At 66.8% G+C, this 23,811-nt stretch carries 22 protein-coding genes; 16 read left to right on the plus strand and 6 right to left on the minus strand.

From position 1 onward, the window contains the following. Window positions 1–11 precede the first annotated feature (11 nt). Window positions 12–1,142, plus strand: a complete 1,131-nt coding sequence (locus tag LL964_RS05375; protein ID WP_104587276.1) for a PilT/PilU family type 4a pilus ATPase — start codon at window positions 12–14, stop codon at window positions 1,140–1,142. A gap of 380 nt (window positions 1,143–1,522) precedes the next feature. Then, on the plus strand, window positions 1,523–2,197 hold the full coding sequence (locus LL964_RS05380) for a YitT family protein (RefSeq protein WP_167395322.1): 675 nt from the start codon (window positions 1,523–1,525) through the stop codon (window positions 2,195–2,197). Window positions 2,198–2,210: 13 nt separating this feature from the next. Here LL964_RS05380 and LL964_RS05385 read toward each other — a convergent pair whose 3' ends face one another. The 3 genes from LL964_RS05385 to LL964_RS05395 form a co-directional block, all read right to left on the minus strand. After that, window positions 2,211–3,110 (minus strand): DUF72 domain-containing protein, encoded by a 900-nt coding sequence (locus tag LL964_RS05385; protein WP_104587277.1) that lies wholly within the window; start codon window positions 3,108–3,110, stop codon window positions 2,211–2,213. Window positions 3,111–3,209: 99 nt separating this feature from the next. After that, entirely contained in the window at window positions 3,210–3,749 is a 540-nt protein-coding gene (locus LL964_RS05390) for a DNA-3-methyladenine glycosylase I (RefSeq protein WP_104587278.1), read from the minus strand. Beyond that, a complete protein-coding gene (locus LL964_RS05395) occupies window positions 3,746–5,593 on the minus strand; it encodes a DUF4153 domain-containing protein (protein WP_104587279.1) in 1,848 nt (615 codons plus the stop codon). The genes LL964_RS05390 and LL964_RS05395 overlap by 4 nt, the downstream gene beginning before the upstream one ends. A gap of 77 nt (window positions 5,594–5,670) precedes the next feature. On the opposite strand from LL964_RS05395, the gene LL964_RS05400 reads away from it, so the two are divergent. From LL964_RS05400 to LL964_RS05420, 5 genes are all read left to right on the plus strand, one after another. Then, window positions 5,671–6,237 carry a YqgE/AlgH family protein gene (locus LL964_RS05400; protein ID WP_104587280.1) on the plus strand — a complete coding sequence of 189 codons (567 nt, stop codon included), beginning with the start codon at window positions 5,671–5,673 and terminating at the stop codon, window positions 6,235–6,237. Next, window positions 6,230–6,697 (plus strand): Holliday junction resolvase RuvX, encoded by a 468-nt coding sequence (gene ruvX / locus LL964_RS05405; RefSeq protein ID WP_104587281.1) that lies wholly within the window; start codon window positions 6,230–6,232, stop codon window positions 6,695–6,697. Before LL964_RS05400 ends, ruvX begins: the two co-directional genes overlap by 8 nt. A gap of 13 nt (window positions 6,698–6,710) precedes the next feature. Continuing rightward, on the plus strand, window positions 6,711–7,658 hold the full coding sequence (locus tag LL964_RS05410; RefSeq protein ID WP_104587282.1) for an aspartate carbamoyltransferase catalytic subunit: 948 nt from the start codon (window positions 6,711–6,713) through the stop codon (window positions 7,656–7,658). 202 nt (window positions 7,659–7,860) lie between these two features. Then, window positions 7,861–8,295 (plus strand): OsmC family protein, encoded by a 435-nt coding sequence (locus LL964_RS05415; protein WP_104587283.1) that lies wholly within the window; start codon window positions 7,861–7,863, stop codon window positions 8,293–8,295. Window positions 8,296–8,446: 151 nt separating this feature from the next. After that, the gene (locus tag LL964_RS05420) at window positions 8,447–9,058 is read left to right on the plus strand and encodes a glycine zipper 2TM domain-containing protein (protein WP_167395315.1); all 612 of its coding nucleotides are present in this window, start codon (window positions 8,447–8,449) and stop codon (window positions 9,056–9,058) included. Window positions 9,059–9,336: 278 nt separating this feature from the next. Here LL964_RS05420 and LL964_RS05425 read toward each other — a convergent pair whose 3' ends face one another. Beyond that, window positions 9,337–10,218 carry a PhzF family phenazine biosynthesis protein gene (locus LL964_RS05425; protein WP_104587285.1) on the minus strand — a complete coding sequence of 294 codons (882 nt, stop codon included), beginning with the start codon at window positions 10,216–10,218 and terminating at the stop codon, window positions 9,337–9,339. A 31-nt stretch (window positions 10,219–10,249) separates the two neighbouring features. Continuing rightward, window positions 10,250–11,128, minus strand: coding sequence for a PhzF family phenazine biosynthesis protein (locus LL964_RS05430; protein WP_104587286.1), 879 nt, complete (start codon window positions 11,126–11,128; stop codon window positions 10,250–10,252). Window positions 11,129–11,308: 180 nt separating this feature from the next. Between LL964_RS05430 and LL964_RS05435 the strand changes: the two genes are divergently transcribed. The 5 genes from LL964_RS05435 to LL964_RS05455 all read left to right on the plus strand — a co-directional run bounded on the left by LL964_RS05435 (window position 11,309) and on the right by LL964_RS05455 (window position 18,302). Continuing rightward, window positions 11,309–13,918, plus strand: coding sequence for a bifunctional aspartate kinase/diaminopimelate decarboxylase (locus LL964_RS05435; protein ID WP_104587287.1), 2,610 nt, complete (start codon window positions 11,309–11,311; stop codon window positions 13,916–13,918). Continuing rightward, a complete protein-coding gene (locus tag LL964_RS05440) occupies window positions 13,902–14,360 on the plus strand; it encodes a hypothetical protein (RefSeq protein WP_104587288.1) in 459 nt (152 codons plus the stop codon). Before LL964_RS05435 ends, LL964_RS05440 begins: the two co-directional genes overlap by 17 nt. Further along, window positions 14,357–15,712, plus strand: coding sequence for a UDP-N-acetyl-alpha-D-muramoyl-L-alanyl-L-glutamate epimerase (murL, locus tag LL964_RS05445; RefSeq protein WP_104587289.1), 1,356 nt, complete (start codon window positions 14,357–14,359; stop codon window positions 15,710–15,712). Before LL964_RS05440 ends, murL begins: the two co-directional genes overlap by 4 nt. After that, complete coding sequence (gene murD / locus LL964_RS05450) at window positions 15,693–17,102, plus strand: UDP-N-acetylmuramoyl-L-alanine--D-glutamate ligase (RefSeq protein ID WP_104587290.1); 1,410 nt, start codon at window positions 15,693–15,695, stop codon at window positions 17,100–17,102. The genes murL and murD overlap by 20 nt, the downstream gene beginning before the upstream one ends. A 399-nt stretch (window positions 17,103–17,501) precedes the next feature. Continuing rightward, a complete protein-coding gene (locus tag LL964_RS05455) occupies window positions 17,502–18,302 on the plus strand; it encodes a dienelactone hydrolase family protein (protein WP_146092362.1) in 801 nt (266 codons plus the stop codon). 196 nt (window positions 18,303–18,498) lie between these two features. Here the strand turns inward: LL964_RS05455 and LL964_RS05460 are convergent, their stop codons facing one another. Continuing rightward, complete coding sequence (locus LL964_RS05460; protein WP_104587291.1) at window positions 18,499–19,497, minus strand: polyprenyl synthetase family protein; 999 nt, start codon at window positions 19,495–19,497, stop codon at window positions 18,499–18,501. Window positions 19,498–19,769: 272 nt separating this feature from the next. Between LL964_RS05460 and LL964_RS05465 the strand changes: the two genes are divergently transcribed. From LL964_RS05465 to LL964_RS05480, 4 genes are all read left to right on the plus strand, one after another. Next, entirely contained in the window at window positions 19,770–20,297 is a 528-nt protein-coding gene (locus LL964_RS05465) for a single-stranded DNA-binding protein (RefSeq protein WP_104587292.1), read from the plus strand. 294 nt (window positions 20,298–20,591) lie between these two features. Then, window positions 20,592–21,506 carry a hydroxypyruvate isomerase family protein gene (locus LL964_RS05470; RefSeq protein ID WP_104587293.1) on the plus strand — a complete coding sequence of 305 codons (915 nt, stop codon included), beginning with the start codon at window positions 20,592–20,594 and terminating at the stop codon, window positions 21,504–21,506. Window positions 21,507–21,536: 30 nt separating this feature from the next. Beyond that, complete coding sequence (locus LL964_RS05475; RefSeq protein ID WP_104587294.1) at window positions 21,537–23,222, plus strand: GMC oxidoreductase; 1,686 nt, start codon at window positions 21,537–21,539, stop codon at window positions 23,220–23,222. Further along, a complete protein-coding gene (locus LL964_RS05480; protein ID WP_104587295.1) occupies window positions 23,222–23,797 on the plus strand; it encodes a gluconate 2-dehydrogenase subunit 3 family protein in 576 nt (191 codons plus the stop codon). Before LL964_RS05475 ends, LL964_RS05480 begins: the two co-directional genes overlap by 1 nt. Window positions 23,798–23,811 lie beyond the last annotated feature (14 nt).

Below are 23,811 nucleotides of genomic sequence, written 5' to 3' on the forward strand. Positions count from 1 at the left end.
AGGAGCACGCCATGAGCACCATCGACTTCACCTCCTTCCTCAAGCTCATGGCGCACCAGAAGGCGTCGGATCTGTTCATCACCTCCGGCATGCCGCCGGCGATCAAGGTGCATGGCAAGATCAGCCCGATCACGCAGACGCCGCTGACCGCGCAGCAAAGCCGCGACCTGGTGTTGAACGTGATGACGCCGGCGCAGCGCGAGGAGTTCGAAAAGACCCACGAATGCAATTTCGCCATCGGCGTGTCCGGGGTCGGGCGCTTCCGTGTGAGCTGCTTCTACCAGCGCAACCAGGTCGGCATGGTGCTGCGCCGGATCGAGACGCGCATTCCCACGGTGGAAGAGCTGAGCCTGCCGCCGGTGATCAAGACCCTGGCGATGACCAAGCGCGGCATCATCATCTTCGTCGGCGCCACCGGTACCGGTAAGTCGACCTCGCTGGCGGCGATGATCGGCTACCGCAACCAGAATTCCACCGGGCACATCATCACCATCGAAGACCCGATCGAGTTCGTGCACAAGCACGAGGGCTGCATCATCACCCAGCGCGAGGTCGGCATCGACACCGACAGCTGGGAGAACGCGCTGAAGAACACACTGCGGCAGGCGCCGGACGTGATCATGATCGGCGAGGTGCGCACCCGCGAGGGCATGGACCACGCCATTGCCTTCGCCGAGACCGGCCACCTGGTGCTGTGCACCCTGCACGCCAACAACGCCAACCAGGCGATGGACCGCATCATCAACTTCTTCCCGGAAGACCGCCGCAACCAGTTGCTGATGGACCTGTCGCTGAACCTCAAGGGCGTGGTCGCGCAGCAGCTGATTCCGACCCCGGACGGGCGCGGTCGCCGGGTGGCGATGGAGATCATGCTGGGCACACCGCTGGTGCAGGACTACATCCGCGACGGCGAGATCCACAAGCTCAAGGAGATCATGAAGGAGTCCACCAACCTGGGCATGCGGACCTTCGATCAGAGCCTGTTCGAGCTCTACCAGGCCGGCGAGATCAGCTACGAAGACGCCTTGCGCTACGCCGATTCGCAGAACGAGGTGCGCCTGCGTATCAAGCTGTCCCAGGGGGGCGATGCCAAGACCCTGGCCCAGGGACTGGACGGCGTGGAGATCGCCGAGGTTCGGTGAGGTCGGTAGCCAGGATGCCGATGGCGTGCCCTGGTCGCGTCGCCAGCTCACGGCATCAGGCCGATGGTCCGCTGGCAGGACCTAGACCCTTCTGTCTGTGCCGTCGGGAATGCCGCGTCCCGGGCTGGTCACAGGCAATCAGGCCGTAATCGTCAGCAAAGCGCTGAATCGCAGAGACACGCTGCGCTTGCCAACATCGTGCCCTGCAGAGGGCACGCTCCAATATGTCGCGCCAGCCCGCGTAGTCTCTGACGTCTGCCTGGCGCGCCCCGGTTTCAGATGTAACCGCGCCAGCCGATAGTGTCTAATATCGCACCCCACTGCAGTTCCCCATACCCGTGAGCCTTCCCGATTCCGACTTGCGTCCGGAGCAAGAGCCGTTGCCCGATGATGGCGCCGTGGTCACGTCCGGCCCGCTGACGCCACCGCCGGATTCGGCGGGCACCCCGGCCGACGACCACGCGTATCACCATTCGGTCGCCGAGGATGTGCAGGGAATGGTGCTGGCCACGTTGGTGGCGTCGCTGGGCCTTGCGATCTTCGCCAAGGGCGGGCTGATGATCGGTGGCATGGCCGGTGTGGCATTTCTGCTGCACTACGCGCTGGGCTGGAACTTCGGCCTGGTGTTCGTGCTGGTCAACCTGCCGTTCTACTGGTTGAGCGTGCGCCGGATGGGCTGGGAATTCACGCTGAAGACCTTCGTGGCGGTGGCTGCCTGCGGCGCACTGACCAACCTGCTGCCGCGCTGGGCCGACTACGCGCGGATGAGTACCGCGTTTTCGGCCATCGTGGGCGGTGCGCTGTCCGGCCTGGGCATCCTGTTCTTCATCCGCCACCGCGGCAGCCTGGGCGGCATCGGCATCCTGGCGGTCTACCTGCAACGCGAACGTGGCTGGAGCGCCGGCAAGGTGCAGATGAGCTTCGATGCGATGCTGATGCTGGCGGCCTTCTTCGTGCTGAGGCCGGACAAGGTGCTGTATTCGGCGATCGGCGCGCTGATGCTGAGCCTGGTGCTGATGTTCAACCACCGCCCGCACCGTTACATGGGCGTGTGAGCGCGCCGCGGCACTAGGCCGGCTCCGCGCGCCCGGGGCAGTCGGTGGGCAGCCCCAGTCGCTGCATCAGGCCACGCGCATCGAACGGTGCATGCACCTTCAGGTCGTTGTCGAAGTAGCAATACACATCGCGTCGCGCCCGCCTGGTGGCGCGCGAGCCGATGCGTTCGGCATCGCCGGGTTCCCGTCCTGCGGCCCATGTCGCGATCCGTGCCGCCCAGCGATCCAGCGCCGGCTCGCTGTAGCCGCTGGCATAAAGTTGCGCGTCCCCGTGCAGGCGTAGATACATGAAGTCGGCGGTGACGTCTTCCAGATAAGGGAATCTGCCGGCGGTATCGGCCACGACCACGGCCACGTTGTGCTTGCGCAGCAGGTGCATGCAGGCCTTGTCGCAGAAGCTCGGGTGGCGTACCTCCAGCGCGTGCCGCAGCGTGCGGGGGCGATCGATGCTGAGCGCGGTGCGCCCATGCATGAGCGCACTATCGCGTCGCCGCGCCAGCGCGAGGGCGGCATCGGTGTCGCGCGGCAGGCTGGAGAGGAAGGCGTCCAGAAGATCGGCGTCGAAACGCAGGTTCGGAGGCAGTTGCCACAGCACGGGGCCCAGCTTGGGCCCCAGGCGCAGGACGCCGGAAGCGAAGAAATTGGCCAACGCCTGCCGGCAGTCGCGCAGGCGCTTCATGTGGGTAACGAAACGCGGCCCCTTGATCGCGAACACGAAGTCGTCAGGCGTCTCGTCGCGCCAGCTTCGATAGCTCTCGGGCCGCTGCAGCGAATAGAACGAACCGTTGATCTCCACGCTGGGGAAGCACGCTGCGGCGTATTCGAGTTCGCGCCGCTGGACCAGTCCGCTGGGATAGAACGTGCCACGCCAGCGTGGATAGCGCCAGCCGGAGATGCCGATGCGAATGCTCATGCGCCGACCATGCAGCGCGGGACGTGCAGCCTCCGTCGATACTGCGGCAAGGCGGCGTGGATCGCATGCGCCCGGTGCTTGAGGCGCGAATGCGATCGCTCACCCCGTGCGCATCCACGGTGGCGCCAGTGCCGCGATCTGCGCATGCACGGGGCAGCCGGCGTGATGCGCGCCGGGCAGATAGCCCAGGCTCATCAGGAATTCGCCGGTGATCTCGCCGCCGGTGAAGCGGAAGGTCTTCTTGAACAGCTTGACCCAGGCCGGCTTGTCCAGCGGATGCTGCGCATCCAGCCATTGCGCGAAGCTGCCGTGCGAGCGGCGCAGCGTCTGGATGACCTGCGCGTTGTGGATGGCCGCCAGAATCTTCAGCCGATTGCGAATGATGCCCGTATCGCCCAGCAGGCGCGCGATCTCGGCATCGTCGTAGGCGGCCACGCTGTCCACGTCGAACCCGGCATAGGCGCGGCGGAAGTTGTCGCGCTTGCGCAGGATGGTTTCCCAGCTCAGTCCGGCCTGATTGATTTCCAGCACCAGGCGTTCGAACAGCTCGCGTTCGTCACGTTGCGGAAAGCCGTATTCGTGTTCGTGGTAATGGGCATGCACCGGGTGGCCGGGTGCGACGGAGCAGTAGCTGCTCATGGGCGAGGCTCCGGTGCCAGGCCTTCGGCGCTGGGCTTGATGTCGATGCGCGTGTCTTCCGGCAGCACCAGATCCGGCCATCGGCTGGGGCGTGTGTGCAGCTGGCCGTTGCGCAGTGCGCCGCGCAACTGCTCCTGGGCATGGCCGCCGCCGGAATAGTGCCGGCTCGTGCCTGCCTGATACCAACCACCGGAATTGCGTGCATACAGCACGCAATCGATCGCATATTCGCCCTTGACGTTGCACAGCAGTACGTCGGGCTGGCCGTCGCCATCCAGGTCGTCGCTGCTGACCACGCAATCGCTGTCGCTGCGCGTGCAGTCGCCACGATCCTGCAGCCGCGGCGTCGAGGTCAGCAGGTAGGTCCACCAATCGGCTGGCGGCTCTGCCTTGCCGGCAGCCACGCCGACCTGCTTGCGGATCTGGGCGAGATCGGTCAATTCCCTGCTCGCCGGCTCCGCTGCCGGCTCGTCGCGCCTCCAGCGCTCGGTGCGTGCCAGCAGCCGCTCCACCCGCTGCTTGCGCGCCGCATCACCGGCAATCGCCGGATCTTCGCGCAGCGACTGCACCGCCAGATAGCCGCGGCGACCGTTGTCGAAGCGCAGGAACTCCAGATTCTCGTTCGCGCGGGCGGGCGTGGCGTTGGCCAAGCGCTGCAGCTGGCTATGCACGGTGATGCGGTAGGGATCGAGCAATGGGCTGTTGATCAGGATCGCCAGGCCGATCACCACCCACGACAGCAGCAGATTGCCGCTGGCCAGGTGCGGTAGCCAGCGATCGGCGCGCGGCCGCAGCACCGCGAAGGCATAGGCCAGGGCATAGGCCAGCGCCAGCGCCGCCAGGATCGCCGCGCAGAAGCGTTCGCCGGTCCAGCCGTGCTGGGTGATGCGCAGCATCACCGCGTAAGCCGCCAGGGCCGCATGCAGCGGCAGGCTGAGCAGGCCGGCCTCGACCACGCCGCGCAGCCAACGCGGATAGGGCGGCTGCACGCTGCCATCCCGATAGACCGCATTGGTGAACAGCACCAGCCCGAGCACCAGGCTCAACAGGAGCGCGGCCGCCGAACGGGTCTGCCAGAGCGCCTGCAAGCCGGTGAACGGCAGTACCAGCAGGAACAGCAGCGCGATGCCGGCCAGCAGCGGCAGCAGGCCGGTACACAGCGAGAACAGGATCTGCCGCATCACCTGCACGGCGCGGTGCTGGGTCCGCCCGATCAGCACGCCCAGCCCGGCGATCACGCCGGTCGCCAGGTAGATGAAGGCCTGTTCGCGAAACAACTCGCGGAACACCATGATCTTGACCAGCGCGAACAGGCTGGCCCACAGCCACAACACCATCCAGCAGACCCACACGAACAGCAGCGCCAGTGCGAGCGTCAGCGCGTTCTGCCAGGCATGTTCGAACAGCTCGCGGTAGTCGGCCCGCCAATGGCCGTGCTGTTGCCGATACTGCAACCACGGCAGCGCAACGAACCAGCCCACCGCAACAGTGAAGCCGAACGGCCACAGCACCGCGCCCGTCCGCAGCCCTGGCGCACCGGTGGCGCTCCATGCCGCCCAGCTGCCCAATGCAGCCAATACCAGCGTGCTGCCGGCCACGTGCTGCCACAGGCGTCGATCGCGCAGATCCTGCAGGCTCAGCAGCACCATGCTGGGAACCGTCATCACCAGGGTGTACCAGCAGACGCGTACGCCGAGGTCGGTGAAGGGCCGCATGCCCTGCTGCGCGCCCAGCGCGGCCAGGTACAGCAGGCCGCCCTGCAGCAGTGCCACCAGCACGATGGCGGCGCGGATCTGGCGGGGCAGCGGCGCGTCGGGAAGCGCGGGTGGCGGTGGGCTCGGCATCGTCGGTCCTTGGCGGCGTGGGGCCGCAGTATCGCACCGGCCCAGCGCGCGGCAGAGCGAACGGCTAGAATGCGGCCATGTCCGTTTTGCCCACGCCGCTGGCCAACCAACTGCTGATTGCGCTCCCGGCGCTGTCCGACCCCACCTTTTCGCGTAGCGTCGCGCTGATCTGCCAGCACGACGAGAACGGCGCGATGGGGGTGCTGGTCAACCGTCCTTCCGAGTACACCTTGGGCGAAGTGCTGTCGCAGATGGGGATCGAAACCGAAGACGCGCAGTTACGCGAGCAGATCGTGCTCAGTGGCGGGCCGGTGCATCCGGAGCGCGGCTTCGTCATCCATGACGACGCGCGCGAATGGGATTCCAGCCTGGAAGTGGGGCAGGGCGTGTTCCTGACCACCTCGCGCGACATCCTCGAGGCCATGGCCGCTGGCGAAGGCCCGCGCAATGCGCTGGTCGCGCTGGGGTGTGCCGGCTGGGGGGCAGGGCAGCTGGAATTCGAGCTGGGCGAGAACAGCTGGCTCACCGCACCGTCCGATGCCGACGTGCTGTTCGATACCGCACTGGAAGATCGCTGGCAGACCGCTGCCGGGCGCATCGGTGTGGACCTGTTCCGGCTCACGGATTATTCCGGGCATGCCTGAGGCGGGCACCCTCCGCCCCGATGGCACGGTGCTGGGCTTCGATGTGGGGTCGCGCAGGATCGGCGTGGCGGTCGGTACCGCGCTGGGCGCCGGCGCGCGTGCGGTGGCCGTGATCAACGTGCATGCCGGCGGCCCGGACTGGGTGGCCCTGGATCGCGTGCACAGGGAATGGCGTCCGGACGGCCTGGTGGTCGGCGACCCACTCACCCTGGACGACAAGGACCAGCCCGCACGCAAGCGTGCGCATGCCTTCGCCCGCGAGCTGCGTGAACGCTACGCGCTGCCGGTGGTGTTGATCGACGAGCGCTCCAGTTCGGTGGAGGCCGCGCAACGCTTCGCACGCGAGCGTGCCGACGGGCGCAAGCGTCGTCGCGATGCCGAGGCGCTAGACGCGATGGCCGCAGCCGTGATCGTCGAACGCTGGCTGGCCGCGCCCGACCAGGCCACTTTCCTCCCTTGATTCCCGACCTGCGATGACTGCCATGCAACTCGATTCGGATGGACGTTTGCGTCACCTGCTCACCCTGGAAGGCTTGCCGCGCGCCACGCTGCTGCAGTTGCTCGACCGCGCGGGCCAGATCCGCGATGCCGCGGTGGGCCGTGTCGGCAAGCGCAGCGTGCTGGCCGGCACCGCGGTGTGCACGCTGTTCTTCGAGCCGTCCACCCGGACGCGCAGTTCGTTCCATCTCGCCGCGCAGCGCCTGGGTGCCGATGTACTCAATTTCGATGCATCGACCTCGTCCACCCGCAAGGGCGAGACCGCACGCGATACCTTGAAGAATCTCGAGGCGATGGGCGTGCGCGGTTTCGTGGTGCGCCATCCCGACGACGGTGCGGTGGAAGCGCTGGCCGCCGCGGCCGGAGAGGGCACCGCCCTGATCAACGCTGGCGACGGCCGCAGCGCGCATCCCACGCAGGGCCTGCTCGACATGCTGACCTTGCGCCAGGCCAAGGGCACCGATTTCTCCAGGCTCAAGGTCGTCATCGTCGGCGACGTGAAGCACTCGCGCGTGGCCCGTTCGGACCTGCACGCGCTGCGGACCCTGGGCGCCGGCGAGATCCGTGTCTGCGGCCCGGCCAGCCTGCTTCCCGACGACGGCATGCTCGACGGCTGCGTGGTCGGCCAGGATTTCGACGCCATGCTCGAGGGCGCCGATGCGTTGATGATGCTGCGCCTGCAGCGCGAGCGCATGGAAGAAGGGCTGGTACCGTCGCTGGAGCAGTACCACGCCGACTATGGGCTCACCCGCGAGCGCCTGGTGCGTGCCGGGCGCGATGCGGCAGTGCTGCATCCGGGCCCGATCAACCGCGGCGTGGAGATCACCGACGAGGTCGCCGACGGCGCGCAATCGTGCGTGCTGCGCCAGGTCGCCAACGGCGTGGCCGTGCGCATGGCCGTGCTGGAAACCTTGCTCGGTTAAGCGTTGCCGGCAACGCGGCCGCCAGCCAGCGCGGTCGCGTCCGGCGTGTGACGTTGTCATGGCAAACAGACACGAGTCTCGCTACCAGACGCGCCCCGTAGTCCGCTCTCACGAATCCCGAATCCCGAATCCCGAATCCCAGCACCACCACGTAACACGCGCTCCCCTATCGTGACGATCCCTTTCAACGCAGGAGACCGCAATGGGTATTTCGCGTCACGCCACCGCACACTGGGTCGGCGACCTCAAGACCGGCAAGGGCCAGCTCAGCACGCCGCAAAGCGGCTTGATGGACAATACCCGCTACGCCTTCAGCAGCCGCTTCGGCGATGAGAAAGGCACCAATCCGGAAGAGCTCATCGCGGCCGCGCACGCCGGCTGCTTCACCATGGCGCTGTCTGCGCAGCTGAGCGAGGCCGGCTTTCCGCCCGCCACGCTGGACACGCGCGCGGATGTGGATCTGTCGATGGAAGGCGGCCCGCAGCTGTCGCAGATCCGCCTCAAGCTCAAGGCGGTCGTGCCAGGCATCGACGAGGCCAAGTTTCGCGAGCTGGCCGATACCGCCAAGAAGAACTGCCCGGTCTCCAAGGCATTGAGCGCGGTACCGATCAGCCTGGAAACCGAGTTTTCCAACTGATCCCTGCAGGCGTGCATCCGTCGGCGTCGGACGCCGACGGATGCAACTGGCGGCAAGCTGAATAGGCTTTTCGCCGGGCTGCGCGGTTCAGGGCGGTTTCACTGGCGCGCGCCGAGCATCGGCAGCGTGTCCTCCCTGTGAAGCTGCCGCAATGAAAACTCTTGTGCTTGGTGCTCTGGTAATGGGTCTGGCCGCGGCTGGCACCGCGACGGCGCAGCGTTACGACGGCGGGTACCGCGACGGTTATCGCGATACCTACCGCGGCGGCTACGAGGATGGCCGTTACGAATACGCGCGGGTCGTGCGCGTGGATCCGATCATCGTGTCCGACTCCTACAGCGAACGCACCAACGAGCGCTGCTACAACCGACCGGCGGACGGTTACTACACCAGCAACGATGGCTACTACCGCAACGAGGGTGGCTATGCGTCGCCCAATTCCGGTCGTGGCGTGGCGAGTGTGATCGGCGGCATCGCCGGCGCGGTGCTGGGTAGCCAGGTCGGCGGCGGCAATGGCCGGCTGGTGGGTACCGCTGTCGGCACCATGGCCGGCGTGGCTGCGGGCCGCTCGATCTACGAGGCCAACAACCGCACCTACCGTGGCAATGTCAGCGTTTGCGAGCCGGTGTCCTATCGCACCTCGCGCGAGCGCGTGGATGGCTACGACGTCACCTACGAGTACGGCGGGCGCATGTACCACACGCGCAGCGACTACAACCCCGGCGACCGGATCCGCGTGCGCGTGGACGTGCGTCCCGACTGAGTTGGTGCAAGGTCAGTAGGGTAGGAAAGAACGCTGCGGGCGGCCGCAGCGTTTTTTTGTATTCGGCTTGCGAAGCGCTTGCTGGCTCGACGCGTAATCGCTGCGTGCGGACAGGTTGCGACGAGTGCCCTGCAAGAGTTCCGGCATTCGCGCGCCCCTGCAGGCTGCGCGGTCGCGGCGGTGGTTGGCCGTTCCTGGACTGGTAGGCGTGTTTCGCTGGTCTGTTGCGTTCGGAGGCCGTCGTATCGCCCTGATCGAGACACTCCTGCCGACCGCCCTCAGCCCCAGTCCAGCGTTCCGCGGATGACGGTCTGCACCTGGCCGCCGGACCATACATCGCCATTGCTATCGATGCGCAGCTCCAGCAGCGCATCGAAGCCGATTTCGCGGCCCTGGCTGGCCACGTAGCGGCGACCGCTGCCGGGCAGTGCATGGCGGCTGTCCAACCAGGCGGCCAGCACGGCATTGGCTGCGCCGGATGCGGCATCCTCGAAGCGTCGCCCATTGCCTACGAAGGCGCGCACGGCCAGATCGTAAGCGCCTTCGGCCGCCGCACGCGCATACGCGAACACGCCCATGCTGCCGGTGGATTCGGCCAATGCGGCAATCGCGTCCCAATCCGGTTGCAGGCTGCGCAAGGCGGCCTCGCTGGCCAGTTCCACCACCCACCAGGTGCGGCCGCCGTCCATCAGCGCCGGTGGCAGGTTGCCGAGCGGCCAGCCATGCAGGGCGGCGCGCAGGCGCGGGTCGTCGGTGGTGGTCTGTTCGGCCAGGCGCGCGCGCGGCGTACGGATGGCGATGCTGCGGTGACCATCGCGCTGTTCGACGCGTAGCGGCAACTGGCCGGCGATGCCGTCCTGCACGAGCAGTCCGTCATCCGGCGCGGCCAGGCCTGCGTCGAGGATTGCATGGGCCGTGCCCACGCTGGGGTGCCCGGCGAACGGGACCTCCTTCTGCGGCGAGAACATGCGCAGCCGGTAGCTGCTGTGCGCGTCGGCTGCCGGAAACACGAAGGTGGTTTCCGGCAATTTGGTCCAGCGTGCGATCGCCTGCATCGCCGCATCGTCCAGGCCCTGAGCATCCAGCACCACCGCGAGCGGGTTGCCGCTGCCGGGGCGGGCGGAGAACACATCCAGTTGCAGGAAACGGCGTGTGGTCATGGGCGCGATCCGCGGGGCAGGGCGCGGCAGCTTACCAATCGATGTGGCCGTCGATCACCTGCAGCGTGCTTCCGCCGATCCAGACCTCGCCGTGGTCGTCCAGTTCCACCTGGATGCGTCCATCGCGGCCGACCTCGCGGCCCTGGCTGGCGACATAGCGCGAGGCCGTGCCAGGCAGGCGTCCTTCGTCGTGCAGGCGCGCGGCGATGCAGGCATTGGCGCTGCCGGTGACCGGGTCTTCCGGGATGCCATCGCCGGGGCAGAACGCGCGCACCACCAGGTCTTCGTTGCCGCCATGGGCGGGCGCGTAGATGGCCAATCCGGTGGTGCCACTGGCCTGGGTCAGACGGGTGATCGCGGCGAGATCGGGCAGCGCCTGCCGTACCGCATCGGCATCGGCCAGTTCCAGCAGCCACCAGTTCGGGCCGTTGTTCCACAACGCCGCGGGCTGCCGGGCCGTGCGCAGCCCGGCACAGGCGGCTTCCACTGCCGCGACGTGGGTGTCGCCGGTCGCCACCAGGCGTGCAGGCGGCGCGCGCAGCCGCACCTGCAGCGCGCCATGGCGGTCGAACACCTCCACCGGCAGCACGCCTGCAGCACATTGCTGGCGCAGACGGCCGTCGGGCTTGTAGCCGGTCAATCCGTGCGTCGCCGCGGCCCAGGCAGCGCCGACGCTGGGGTGGCCGGCGAAGGGGAGTTCGGCGCGCGGGGTGAAGATACGGATGTGGTAATCGGCATCGGGCACGCTGACCGGCAGGAAGAAGATCGTCTCCGACAGATTCAGCCACGCGGCGATCTGCTGCATCTGCTCGCTCGACAAGGCGGCCGCGTCGAACACCACGCCCAGCGGGTTGCCGCTGCCGGTGCGGCTGGCGAAGACATCCAGTTGCAGATAGCGATGTTTGCTCATGCGGGTGCGATCTCGATGGTGGATGCAGATGCCGATGGTTGCAGTGAGAACCGTCTCGGCGTGGCGGGGCCAGGCTGTGCGACTGCGACCGCTGGCGGGGTCATGAGAGAGATATTGGCAGTAGAATCGGGGGTTCCGCCCGGCATACCGGCTTTCCCCCCAATCTTAAACGCCTACTCCATGTCAGCTCCCCACTCTACCGATCGTTGGATCGTCCTCAAGTTCGGCGGCACCTCGGTGTCGCGTCGTCATCGCTGGGACACGATTGGAAAACTGGCAGGCAAACGGGCGAACGAAACCGGCGGCCGCGTGCTGGTGGTGGTGTCTGCGCTCTCCGGGGTGACCAACGAGCTCACCGCCATTGCCGATGGTGCGGCCGACAGCGCGCAGCGCGTGGTTGCGCTGGAGCAGCGTCATCGCGCGTTCGTTGCCGAACTCGAGCTCGATGCCGAACTGGTACTGGGCGAGCGGCTGGCCGCGCTGCACGCACTGGTTGGCGATGCGCGCGCTGCAACGCGTACGCTCGATTGGCAGGCCGAGGTGCTGGGCCAGGGCGAATTGCTGTCGTCCACGATCGGTGCGGCGTATCTGCGCGCCAGCGGTCTGGACATGGGCTGGCTGGACGCGCGCGAGTGGCTCGCGGCGTTGCCGCCGCAGCCGAACCAGAGCGAATGGTCCAAGCGCCTGTCGGTGTCGTGCCAGTGGCAATCGGATGCGGACTGGCGCGCGCGTTTCTATGCGCAGCCCACGCGCTTGCTGATCACGCAAGGTTTTATCTCGCGCCATGCCGATGGTGGCACCGCGATCCTGGGCCGTGGCGGTTCGGACACCTCGGCGGCGTACTTTGGTGCCTTGCTCGGCGCCAGCCGCGTGGAGATCTGGACCGACGTCCCCGGCATGTTCAGCGCCAATCCGAAAGAGGTGCCGGATGCCCGCCTGCTGACCCGGCTGGACTATTACGAGGCGCAGGAAATCGCCACCACCGGCGCCAAGGTGCTGCATCCGCGCTCGATCAAGCCATGCCGCGATTCCGGCGTGCCGATGGCGATTCTGGACACCGAACGCCCGGAGCTGCCAGGCACCAGCATCGACGGCAGTGCCGAACCGGTGCCTGGCGTCAAGGCGATCAGCCGCCGCAACGGCATCGTGCTGGTGTCGATGGAAGGTATCGGCATGTGGCAGCAGGTGGGCTTCCTGGCCGATGTGTTCGCGCTGTTCAAGAAGCACGGCCTGTCGGTGGACCTGATCGGTTCGGCCGAGACCAACGTCACCGTGTCGCTGGATCCATCGGAGAATCTGGTCAATACCGATGTGCTGGCCGCGTTGTCGGCGGATCTGTCGCAGATCTGCAAGGTCAAGATCATCGTTCCCTGCGCAGCGATCACCCTGGTCGGGCGCGGCATGCGCTCGCTGCTGCACAAGCTGTCCGATGTGTGGGCCACGTTCGGGCAGGAACGCGTGCACATGATTTCGCAGTCGTCCAACGACCTGAACCTGACCTTCGTCATCGACGAAGCCGATGCCGATGGCCTGTTGCCGATCCTGCATGCCGAACTGATCGACAGCGGCGCGATGCCGGTCGGCGAAGGCGAGGTGTTCGGTCCGCGCTGGCGCGAGATCATCGGCTCGGTGCGCGCGCGCGCCACGCCATGGTGGCATGCCGAGCGCGCGCATCTGCTGTCGCTGGCCAAGGCCGGTACGCCGCGCTACGCCTATCACCTGCCGACGGTACGCGCGCGCGCGCAGGCGCTGGCGCAGATCGGCGCGGTGGACCAGCGCTATTACGCGATCAAGGCCAATGCGCATCCGGCCATCCTGATCGCGCTGGAACAGGCCGGGTTCGGGCTGGAGTGCGTATCGCACGGCGAATTGCGCCGCGTGTTCCAGGTGCTGCCGGAGCTGTCGCCGCGGCGCGTGCTGTTCACACCGAGCTTTGCGCCCAAGGCCGAGTACGAAGCCGCATTCGCGTTGGGCGTGACCGTCACCGTCGACAACGTGGAGGCGTTGCGCAACTGGCCCGAGGTGTTCCGTGGCCGCAACGTGTGGCTGCGCATCGACCTGGGCCACGGCGATGGCCACCACGAGAAGGTCAATACCGGCGGCAAGGCGTCCAAGTTCGGTCTGTCGTCCACGCGCGTGGATGAATTCGTGGAAGTGGCGCGCACGCTGGAGGTCACCATCACCGGCGTGCACGCACACCTGGGCAGTGGCGTGGAGACTGGCGAACACTGGCGGATGATGTACGACGAACTGGCCGGTTTCGCGCGCCGTATCGGCACCGTGGAGACCATCGATATCGGTGGCGGCCTGCCGATTCCCTACAGCGCCGAAGACGAGCCGTTCGACCTGGAGGAGTGGGCCAAGGGCCTGGCCGAGGTCAAGGCCGTGCATCCGGGCTATCGGCTGGCGATCGAGCCGGGCCGCTATCTGGTGGCCGAAGCCGGGGTGCTGCTGGCGCAGGTGACCCAGGTGATCGAAAAGGATGGCGTGCAGCGTGTGGGGCTGGATGCGGGCATGAACACGCTGATCCGTCCGGCGCTCTACGATGCCTGGCACGACATCGAGAACCTCAGCCGGCTCGACGCGCCGGCCGATGGCAGTTTCGATATCGTCGGGCCGATCTGCGAATCGTCGGACGTGTTCGGCAAGCGTCGCCGGCTGCCGGCCACCACCGCGCCGGAGGATGTGATGCTGGTGGCCGATGCCGGTGCGTACGGGTATTCGATGGCCAGTACCTACAACCAGCGCGAATTGCCGCGCGAAGAGGTCATCGATGCGCCCGCTGGCTGAGTTCGTGGCGCTCAGCGCGCTGGCCGGCGGCGTGTCGATGGCGATCTCCGCCGCCATCGAGATGGCCGGCCTGCGCCTGCCCTGGACCGACAGCCTGAAGTGGGTGCTGCCCGCGTTGCTGGCGGCCGGCATGGGCGCATGGTGGGCGGGCCGCTGGCAACGTCGCCGTCAGGCGCGCATGCCGGTACGGCAGGCCGGCGGCATGGCGCTGCGCACGGTGTTGTTGAGCGGGCTCGGCTATCTGCCTGCGCTGCTGCTGTATCTGCTGGTGGCGCTTGCCGCGACCGGGGACGCGAAGGTGATCGGTACGCAGGTGATGCTGCTGTTGTTTGCGGTCGGTTGCCTGCCGCTGCTGTGGGCCGCGCTGCCGTTTTCCATGATTGAATATGTCCTGTGCCGACGTTATCTGCGTCGTTTGCACGTTCCTGCAGGTAGTCCATGAGCGCTTTCGACAAACACCAGATCTCCACCTTCCGTTTCGTGCGCTGCGCGCTCGACGCGCAGACCGGCGTGGCGACGCTGGTGTATGCCTTCGACCAGGGCCCGGAACTGGTGGAAACCGTCGCCGTGCCCGGTGCACCCTTCGTGCTGGAGGGCGCGCATGCCGTGGCGGTGCAACAGGCCCTGCGCCTGCTGCACCTGATCGCGGGCGTGAGTTACTTCAAGGCCGCGGTGCCGCCGACCATCGCCATCGACGACTACAGCATCGATGCGGACACCGCCGCGTTGGTGGAAAGCGTGTATCTGCATGGCCTGGGCGAATTCGCCTACCGCAATGGCCTGAACCTGCATGGCAGGATCGCGTTTCCGGTGGCTGCGCAGGCGGTCAATGCTGCGCCGGCGCTGGGGCTGCGCGCGCATGCGCTGGTGGCCATCGGCGGCGGCAAGGACTCGCTGGTCAGCATCGAAGCCTTGCGCCATGCCGGCATCGATCAGACCGTGAGCTGGATCGGCGGCTCGCAGCTGATCCGCGCCTGCGCCGAGCGGACCGGCCTGCCGGTGCTCAATATCGGCCGCGTGCTGGCGCCGGAGTTGTTCGAGCTCAACCGCCAGGGCGCATGGAATGGGCATATCCCGGTCACGGCGGTGAACTCGGCCATCCTGGTCTTGTCGGCGCTGCTCACCGGCGTGGACCAGGTGGTGTTCTCCAACGAGCGCTCGGCCAGTTACGGCAGCCAGATTCCCGGCACCGGCGAAGTGAATCACCAATGGTCCAAGGGCTGGGCGTTCGAGCAGGCCTTCGGCGAGTACGTGCAGCGCCATGTGGCCGCCGACCTGCGGTACTACTCGTTGCTGCGGCCCTTGTCCGAGTTGGCGGTGGCACGCCAGTTCGCCAGGACCGATCACTACGACGCGCATTTTTCCAGCTGCAACCGCAACTTCCACATCATGGGCGAGCGGCCGGTGCACCGTTGGTGCGGGGTGTGCCCGAAATGCCATTTCGTGTTCCTCGCGCTGGCGCCGTTCATGCCGAAGACGCGACTGGTCGGCATCTTCGGGCGCAACCTGCTCGACGACAGCGCGCAGGCCGCTGGCTACGATGCGTTGCTGGAATTCCAGGACCACAAGCCGTTCGAATGCGTGGGCGAAGGCCGCGAATCGCGTGCGGCGATGGCGGTGCTGGCCACGCGCGCGGAGTGGAAGGAAGACGCGCTGGTGAAGCGCTTCGTCCGCGAGATCCTGCCGCAGCTGGAGCCGCAGGCGCTGCAGCTGGAGCCGCTGCTGGCCCTCGATGGCGAGCACCGCATTCCGGCTGCGCTGTGGGAGCGCGTGCGTGCGAATTTCGCAGCTTGAGGGCAGGGCGGTTGCGTTGTGGGGGTGGGGCCGCGAGGGACGCGCCGCCTATCGTGCCTTGCGTGATGCGCTGCCCGCCCAGCCGCTGACGGTGTTCTGCAATGCCGAGGAGGCAGGTGAGCTCGCGGTGCTGGGCGATGCGGCACTGCAGATGGAAACCGATGCCAGCGCGCATGCACTGGGCCGCTTCGAGATCGTGGTGAAGTCGCCGGGCATCAGCCCCTACCGCGCCGAGGCGCTCACTGCCGCCGCAGCGCATGGCACCCAGTTCATCGGCGGCACTGCGCTGTGGTTCGCCGAGCACGCGCAGGCCGGGGGCGACGTGCCGGGCACCATCTGCATCACCGGCACCAAGGGCAAGAGCACCACCACTGCCTTGCTGGCGCACCTGCTGCGCAGCGCCGGGCACCGCACCGCGCTGGTCGGCAACATCGGCCAGCCGTTGCTGGAAGTGCTGGCGCCGCAGCCGCCGCCGGAGTACTGGGCGATCGAGTTGTCCAGCTACCAGACCGGTGAGGTCGCGCGCAGCGGCGCACGCCCGCAGCTGGCGCTGGTGTTGAACCTGTTTCCCGAACACCTGGACTGGCACGGCGACGAGGCGCGCTACGTGCGCGACAAGCTGTCGCTGGTGACCGAGGGCCGCCCGCGGATCGCCTTGCTCAACGCCGCCGACCCGCTATTGCGCGGTCTGCAGCTGCCTGCCAGCGAGGTGCGCTGGTTCAACCAGCCCGAGGGCTGGCACCTGCGCGGCGAGGTGGTGTACCGCGGCGAGCAGGCCGTTTTCGATACCGCCGATGTGCCACTGCCCGGCGAACACAATCGCCGCAATCTGTGCGCGGTGCTGGCTGCGGTGGAGGCGCTGGGGCTGGATGCCGCGGCGCTGGCGCCGGCCGCGCGCAGTTTCCGTCCGCTGCCCAATCGCCTGCAACTGCTCGGCAGTGTCGACGGCGTCAGCTACGTCAACGACTCGATCAGCACCACGCCGCATGCGTCGCTGGCGGCGCTGGCGTGCTTCGCGCAGCGGCGCGTGGCCCTGCTGGTGGGAGGTCATGACCGCGGCCTGGATTGGCACGATTTCGCCGACCACATGGCGCAACAGGCGCCGGTGGAAATCGTCACCATGGGTGCCAATGGCCCGCGCATCCATGCCTTGCTGGCGCCGCTGGCCGCGTCGGGGCGTTTCGGTCTGCACGCCGCCAGCGATCTTGAGGACGCGATGCAGCTGGCGCGCGCTGCGCTGGGCGAGCAGGGAGGCGTGGTGCTGTTGTCGCCCGGTGCGCCCAGCTTCGGCGCGTACAGCGACTACGTGGCACGCGGTCGGCATTTCGCCCAGCTGGCCGGGTTCGACCCGGCGGCGATCAGTGCGATTCCCGGGCTGGGCGTGCAGTAAGCAGCGTGCCGGTCTCCGCTTGCGCGGTCGCACGGTCCATCGGCAATGGCGGCAAGGGCGACGCGCTCACGCCGTGGGCAGGGTTCGCTGCGCCGGCTCCGGGCAGGCCGGCGAGAGAAGCATTGGCGTCGACGCGATCGTCATCGCTGCCGGTATCGCCGGACAACGTCAGCTGATCTCGGCCGGCAGCGTTCAAGCCGTCTTCGATCGAAGCAGGTCCGGATAGCGTGCAGCAAGGATGTTCGCGCCGCCTTCGCGGGGACGTTGCCCCGTGGTGGGCAGTGGTGGGAGCTGCGAGTTGGCTCATGGCCGGTCACTCGCCTGCTGCCAGCCTGCGCCGCGACCGGTGCTGCACAGCGATTGGGCCTACACTGCATGCACATCTCCCGGAGCAAGCACATGCACAAGCAATGGTCGTGGAGCCGCGTGGGCCTGGTCGGCGTCCTGGCGTCGCTGGCGTTTCCGGCAATGGCCGCGATGCAGGCCAAGCCGCTGGAATGGAAGGTCGGCAAGGACACCTTCAGCGGCGTGTTGGTGTACGACGATGCCGGCGATGCCAAGCGCCCGGGCTTGGTGATGGTGCCGAACTGGCGCGGCGTCAACGATTCTGCCGTGCAGAAGGCCAAGCAGCTGGCCGGCGACGATTACGTGGTGCTGGTGGCGGATGTATACGGAAAGGGCAAGCGTCCGGCCAACGACAGCGAGGCTGGGCAGTTTGCCGGCGCCCTGAAGAAGGACCCGCCGACGCTGCGCGCTCGTGCGCTCAAGGCAGTGGAGGTGCTCAAGGCGCAGGCCGGCAAGGCGCCGCTGGATGCCGCCCGGATCGGTGCGGTGGGGTTCTGCTTCGGCGGCACCACGGTGTTGGAACTGGTGCGTGCGGGCGTGCAGCTGGCCGGGGTGGTCAGCCTGCACGGTGGCATCGCCACGCCCAGCCCGGCGGTCGCAGGCTCGGCCAGGACGCCGTTACTCGTGCTCAATGGCGCCGATGACAAAGGCGTGAGCAAGGCCGACATCGCCGCGTTCGAGAGCGAGATGAATGCTGCCGGCGCCGATTGGCAGTTCGTCAACTTCAGCGGCGCGGTGCATTGCTTCGCCGAGGCCGATGCGAACAGTCCGCCCGGATGTCTGTACAACCCACGTGCCGCCAAGCGCGCGTACCGCATGTTGGGTGACTTTTTCGACGAGCGGTTTGGTTTGTAGCGGGGATTGGTGATTCGGGATTCGGGATTCGCAAAAGCGCGGTCCCGTCGTTCGAATTTTCCCGTGAGTTTGTGCCCAGGGGTTTACGCTGGCCCTATCGCCAGGCGATCGAATGCCGGGATTCGCAAAGACGCGATCAAGCCGCGTTTACGAATCCCAAATCCCAAATCCCATCCGGCGCGCCCAGCGCGCCGGATCAATGCGTGCGCTCGACCGCGTAACGGGCCAGGCCGCGTAGCGCGGCCAGCGCCGGGCTGGCGGGCAGCGCGTCCAGTGCCTGTTCGGCGGCGCTGGCATAGTCGGCCGCGCGCTGACGGCTGTAGTCCAGCCCGCCGGTGGCATGGATGGCGGCCAGCACTTCCGGCATCGCCGCTGCATCGCCTTGTTCGACGATCTGCCGCAGGCGCTGCCGCGTGGCCTCGTCCGAGTGTGCCATCGCGTGGATCAGCGGCAGCGTGGCCTTGCCTTCGGCCAGATCATCGCCCAGGTTCTTGCCCAGATCGGCGGCTTCGGCGGCGTAGTCGAGCACGTCGTCGGCGATCTGGAAGGCGAAGCCCAACTGCATGCCGTAGTCGTACAGCTGCTGCTGTACGTGCGCATCCGCACCCGAGGCCAGCGCGCCCAGGCGAGTGCCGGCGGCGAACAGCACCGCGGTCTTGCGCTCGATCACGCGCAGGTAGGCGGCCTCATCGGTATCAGGGTTGTGCACGTGCAGCAGCTGCAGCACCTCGCCTTCGGCGATACGGTTTGTGGTGTCGGCCAGGATCTGCATGACTTCCATGCGGTCCAGCTCGACCATCAGCTGGAAACTGCGCGAATACAGGAAATCGCCGACCAGCACGCTGGGCGCATTGCCCCACAGCGCATTGGCGGTGCTGCGTCCGCGACGCAGGTCCGACTCGTCCACCACGTCGTCGTGCAGCAGGGTCGAGGTGTGGATGAACTCGATGATCGCCGCCAGCTGGTGGTGCTCCGGGCCGGAGCCGCCGGCTGCGTGACCGGCCAGCATCACCAGCATCGGGCGCAGGCGTTTGCCGCCAGCGGAGATGATGTGGTCGGCAATCTGGTTGATCAGCACGACGTCCGACGCCAGGCGACGACGGATCAGTGCATCGACCGCGGCCATGTCGGGCGCGGCGAGGGACTGGATCTGGGGCAGGCCCAGGGCGGTGGGGAGGTCTTCGGCGATGGTCATGCGCAGGCGTTCGTGATGTGCCTCGATTATAGGTGCCCCGGCCGGTTCCGTCCCGCCGCGTGTGCCGGTGGCACCTTGGGCAGGTTGGAAACCGTTGCGGCGCCTCGCCTGCGCAACGGCCGGCAGGCATGGATTCCCACCTGCCAGCGCGGTGTTTCCCGGCCCGTCGACGGGCCGTATGGCGGCACCCGGGCGTGGCAGGTGCGGTAACATTGGCCCCAAGACATTCACCGCCGTGCCGCTTCGGCGCTGGCGCATCATCGGAAGCATTTATGGCCCGCGGCATCAACAAAGTCATCCTCGTCGGCAACCTCGGCAACGATCCCGACACCAAGTACACCCAGGCCGGCATGGCGATCACCCGAGTGAGCCTGGCCACCACCAGCGTGCGCAAGGACCGCGACGGCAACAACCAGGAGCGCACCGAGTGGCACCGCGTGGTGTTTTTCGGCAAGTTGGGCGAGATCGCCGGCGAATACCTGCGCAAGGGCTCGCAGGTCTACGTCGAAGGCGAGCTGCGCTACGACAAGTACACCGGCCAGGACGGCGTGGAGAAGTACAGCACCGACATCGTCGCCAACGAAATGCAGATGCTCGGCGGCCGTGGTGAAGGGGGCGGCATGGGCGGCGACCGTCCGCAGCGCTCGCAGGCCCCGCGCCAGCAGCAGGGTGGCGGCGGCCAGGGCGGCGGCGGGTACGGCGGCGGTGGTCAGGACTATGCCCCGCGCCGTCAGCAACCGGCCCAGCAGCAGTCGGCTCCGCCGATGGACGATTTTGCCGATGACGATATCCCGTTCTGAACAGCACTCGATCCAGTAGTGTTGATGAGAGAAGCGAGAAGCCCCGTTCTACGGGGCTTTTTTCTTTTCTCACCTCCTTGCATGCCAGAGCAATGGCAGGGAGTCATCGCCCGACGTTCCATCACCTTCATGCAGCGACTCGTGCGCCGGACGTGGTGGCCTGCGACATGGGTTTCGTGCACTGCGTCTTGCAAAAAAGCGATTGTCTACTCTATGGTGCAATCGATACGGTGCAATCGATTGAATCGCCGCGAATTTTCAGCATTTGATGCCGGTTGGGAGGCCGGAATACGGATGTCCATCAGATCGAGCGGGCCGGCGCCGGCCCCGGGATTCACGAGACGAGATGCGCTGCGGGTTGCTGTTGCCGGGAGCCTTGGCCTCGGCGCGACGAGTGTGTTGCCTGCGCTTGCCGTTGACGCGTCGCGCAAGGCTACGGGCGAGGGCAAGGGCAAGCTGAAGCATTCCGTGGCCCGCTGGACGTTCCCGCAGCAGTCGGTCGCCCAGCTTTGCCAGACGGTGAAACGGCTAGGGTTCGCTGCCATCGATCTGGTCGGCCCGGCAGATTGGCCCACGCTCAAGGCCAATGGTGTCGATAGCTCGATGTGCAATGGCGCGGAGATCGGCCTGGACAAGGGCTTCGCCAACCGCCAGTTCCACGACCAGCTGGTCGAGCGCTACACGCGGCACATCGATCTGGTGGCCGATGCCGGCTATCGCAACCTCATCTGTTTTTCCGGCAACCGGAATGGCATGGATCCGCAAGACGGCATGGCCCACGCCGAAGCCGGACTCAAGCGCATTCTCGGGCATGCGGAAAAGCGTGGCGTCGTACTGGTGATGGAACTGCTGAACTCCAGGGTCGATCATCCCGACTATCTGTGCGACCACTCGGCGTGGGGCGTGGAGCTGTGCCGGCGGATCGGCTCGGAACATTTCGGCCTGCTGTACGACATCTACCACATGCAGGTCATGGAGGGCGACATCATCGCCACCATCGGCAAGCACCACACGTTCTTCAAGCATTACCACACTGCGGGGGTGCCTGGTCGGCACGAGATCGGAGACGCTCAGGAACTCCACTATCCCGCCATCTGTCGCGCGATCCGCGATACCGGTTTCGATGGCTATCTGGCGCAGGAATTCATTCCTGCCGCGCCGGATCCCGTCGGCTCGCTGCGCGAGGCGATCCGCCTCTGCGATGTCTGAAACGCTATCCACCCAGGTGAAGTACAACCCATGGCAGACAATCACTACGACGCCATCGTCGTCGGTTCGGGAATCAGTGGCGGTTGGGCGGCGAAGGAACTGACCGAGAAAGGTCTCAAGGTGCTGATGCTGGAACGCGGACGCAACATCGAGCACGTCAAGGACTATGTCAACGCGATGAAGGAAGTGTGGGATTTCCCTCACTACAACCGGCCGACCCAGGCGATGAAGGCCGACTATCCGGTATTGCGACGCGACTACGGCCTGGTCGAGAACCTGCAGGGCATGTGGGCCAACGAAAAGGAATCGCCCTATACCGAGATCAAGCGATTCGACTGGTACCGCGGCTATCACGTGGGGGGGCGTTCGCTGCTGTGGGGACGGCAGAGCTATCGCCTGTCGGACCTGGATTTCCAGGCCAACCTCAAGGACGGCATCGCCACCGATTGGCCGATCCGCTACGCCGACATCGCACCCTGGTACGACTACGTGGAGAAGTTCGCCGGCATCGCCGGCACGCGCGAGGGCCTGGACGTATTGCCCGATGGTCAGTTCCTGCCGCCTATCCCGTTGAACATCGTGGAAAAGGACGTGGCCGCGCGGATCAAGAAGGCCTTCGGCGGAACCAGGCACCTGATCCATTCGCGCACCGCCAACATCACTCAGCCGATGGCCGAGCAGGGCCGCGTCAACTGCCAGTATCGCAACAAGTGCATCCTGGGTTGTCCGTTCGGCGCTTATTTCTCGACCCAGTCGGCGACGCTGCCGGCGGCCATGAAGACGGGCAATCTGACCTTGCGCCCCTTCTCGATCGTCAAGGAAGTGCTCTACGACAAAGACCGCAAGCGTGCGCGGGGCGTGGAGATCATCGATGCGGAGAGCGGCCAGACCTATCAGTACACGGCCAAGGTCATCTTCCTCAATGCGTCCTCGTTCAACTCGACCTGGCTGCTGATGAACTCGGCCACCGAAGTCTGGGAGGGCGGGCTGGGCTCTTCGTCCGGCGAGCTCGGGCACAACGTGATGGACCATCATTTCGGCGCAGGCGCCTCCGGCCGGGTCGAGGGTTATGAGGACAAGTACTACTTCGGCCGTCGTCCGTGCGGGTTCTACATTCCGCGATTCCGCAATGTTGCCGCGGACAGGCGCGGCTACCTGCGCGGGTTCGGCTACCAGGGAGGCGCCAGCCGCACCGGGTGGTCGCGCGAGATCGCCGAGCTCAACATCGGCGCCGACTTGAAGGAAGCGCTGACCCAGCCGGGCGATTGGCGCATCGGCATGACCGGCTTCGGCGAAATGCTGCCTCACCACGACAATACGATTCGCCTGGATCCGCAGCGCAAGGACAAGTGGGGATTGCCGGTGCTGGCGATGGATGTGTCCTTGCGCGCGAACGAAAAGGCCATGCGCAAGGACATGGCCGCCGATGCCGCCGAGATGTTCGAGGCCGCCGGCGTCAAGGACGTGCAGATGCACGACGACGACTACGCCCCGGGCAAGGGCATCCACGAGATGGGCACCGCGCGCATGGGCCGCGACCGCAAGAGTTCCGTACTGAACCAGCACAACCAGGTCTGGGACGCGCCGAACGTCTATGTCACCGACGGCGCCTGCATGACCTCCAGCGCCTGCGTGAATCCCTCGCTGACCTACATGGCGTTGACCGCGCGGGCCGCCGATCACGCCGTGCGCGAGCTGAAAGCGGGGAACCTGTGATGGACCGCCGCGAACTGTTGAAGATGATCGTCGCCGCCACCGGCGCGGCCATGGTCGGCCTGCCCGCACTGGCCCATGCACAGGCGCCGGCCGCAGCAGCGAAGACGCTGTTCTCCGCCGCCGATATCGGCATGCTGGACGAGATCGCCGAGACCATCCTGCCGCGGACCGGAACGCCGGGGGCGAAGGACGCCGGCGCCGGCCCGTTCATGGCGCAATTCGTCACCGACTGCTACACCGCCCGCCAGCAGGCGGCGTTCCGCGCCGGCCTGCGCGAGATCGACAAACGCGCAGGCGGCCGATTCGTATCGCTGGCGCCGCAGGCACGCACCGAGCTGCTGCGCGCGCTGGATGCAGAAGCCAGGAAACACGCCGTCAGAACGACCGATACCGGCACTGCCGAAGTGGCGGAGGCGATGCCGCATTACTTCACGATGATCAAGCAGCTGGCCATCTTCAGCTTCTTCAGCTCGAAGGTCGCCGCCACCGACGTGCTGCGCTACGTCGCCGTGCCGGGCCGCTACGACGGCGACATGGCGTATGCCCCCGGCACGCCCGCCTGGGCGACCAACTGATGGATCGCGACGCT

This window comes from Xanthomonas melonis, assembly GCF_020783655.1.
GTDB classification, from domain to species: Bacteria; Pseudomonadota; Gammaproteobacteria; order Xanthomonadales; family Xanthomonadaceae; genus Xanthomonas; species Xanthomonas melonis.

Excerpts from the sequence above, each read along its gene's own strand:
- LL964_RS05460 (WP_104587291.1), bottom strand. The coding sequence starts at position 19,497 with ATGACCATCGCCGAAGACCTCCCCACCGCCCTGGGCCTGCCCCAGATC.
- LL964_RS05465 (WP_104587292.1), top strand. The coding sequence starts at position 19,770 with ATGGCCCGCGGCATCAACAAAGTCATCCTCGTCGGCAACCTCGGCAAC.
- LL964_RS05385 (WP_104587277.1), bottom strand. The coding sequence starts at position 3,110 with ATGAGCATTCGCATCGGCATCTCCGGCTGGCGCTATCCACGCTGGCGT.
- LL964_RS05425 (WP_104587285.1), bottom strand. The coding sequence starts at position 10,218 with ATGACCACACGCCGTTTCCTGCAACTGGATGTGTTCTCCGCCCGCCCC.
- LL964_RS05480 (WP_104587295.1), top strand. The coding sequence starts at position 23,222 with ATGGACCGCCGCGAACTGTTGAAGATGATCGTCGCCGCCACCGGCGCG.
- LL964_RS05410 (WP_104587282.1), top strand. The coding sequence starts at position 6,711 with ATGACTGCCATGCAACTCGATTCGGATGGACGTTTGCGTCACCTGCTC.
- ruvX (WP_104587281.1), top strand. The coding sequence starts at position 6,230 with ATGCCTGAGGCGGGCACCCTCCGCCCCGATGGCACGGTGCTGGGCTTC.
- LL964_RS05455 (WP_146092362.1), top strand. The coding sequence starts at position 17,502 with ATGCACAAGCAATGGTCGTGGAGCCGCGTGGGCCTGGTCGGCGTCCTG.
- LL964_RS05430 (WP_104587286.1), bottom strand. The coding sequence starts at position 11,128 with ATGAGCAAACATCGCTATCTGCAACTGGATGTCTTCGCCAGCCGCACC.
- LL964_RS05400 (WP_104587280.1), top strand. The coding sequence starts at position 5,671 with ATGTCCGTTTTGCCCACGCCGCTGGCCAACCAACTGCTGATTGCGCTC.
- LL964_RS05435 (WP_104587287.1), top strand. The coding sequence starts at position 11,309 with ATGTCAGCTCCCCACTCTACCGATCGTTGGATCGTCCTCAAGTTCGGC.
- LL964_RS05470 (WP_104587293.1), top strand. The coding sequence starts at position 20,592 with ATGTCCATCAGATCGAGCGGGCCGGCGCCGGCCCCGGGATTCACGAGA.
- LL964_RS05415 (WP_104587283.1), top strand. The coding sequence starts at position 7,861 with ATGGGTATTTCGCGTCACGCCACCGCACACTGGGTCGGCGACCTCAAG.
- LL964_RS05395 (WP_104587279.1), bottom strand. The coding sequence starts at position 5,593 with ATGCCGAGCCCACCGCCACCCGCGCTTCCCGACGCGCCGCTGCCCCGC.
- murL (WP_104587289.1), top strand. The coding sequence starts at position 14,357 with ATGAGCGCTTTCGACAAACACCAGATCTCCACCTTCCGTTTCGTGCGC.
- LL964_RS05420 (WP_167395315.1), top strand. The coding sequence starts at position 8,447 with ATGAAAACTCTTGTGCTTGGTGCTCTGGTAATGGGTCTGGCCGCGGCT.
- LL964_RS05375 (WP_104587276.1), top strand. The coding sequence starts at position 12 with ATGAGCACCATCGACTTCACCTCCTTCCTCAAGCTCATGGCGCACCAG.
- LL964_RS05440 (WP_104587288.1), top strand. The coding sequence starts at position 13,902 with ATGCGCCCGCTGGCTGAGTTCGTGGCGCTCAGCGCGCTGGCCGGCGGC.
- LL964_RS05390 (WP_104587278.1), bottom strand. The coding sequence starts at position 3,749 with ATGAGCAGCTACTGCTCCGTCGCACCCGGCCACCCGGTGCATGCCCAT.
- LL964_RS05475 (WP_104587294.1), top strand. The coding sequence starts at position 21,537 with ATGGCAGACAATCACTACGACGCCATCGTCGTCGGTTCGGGAATCAGT.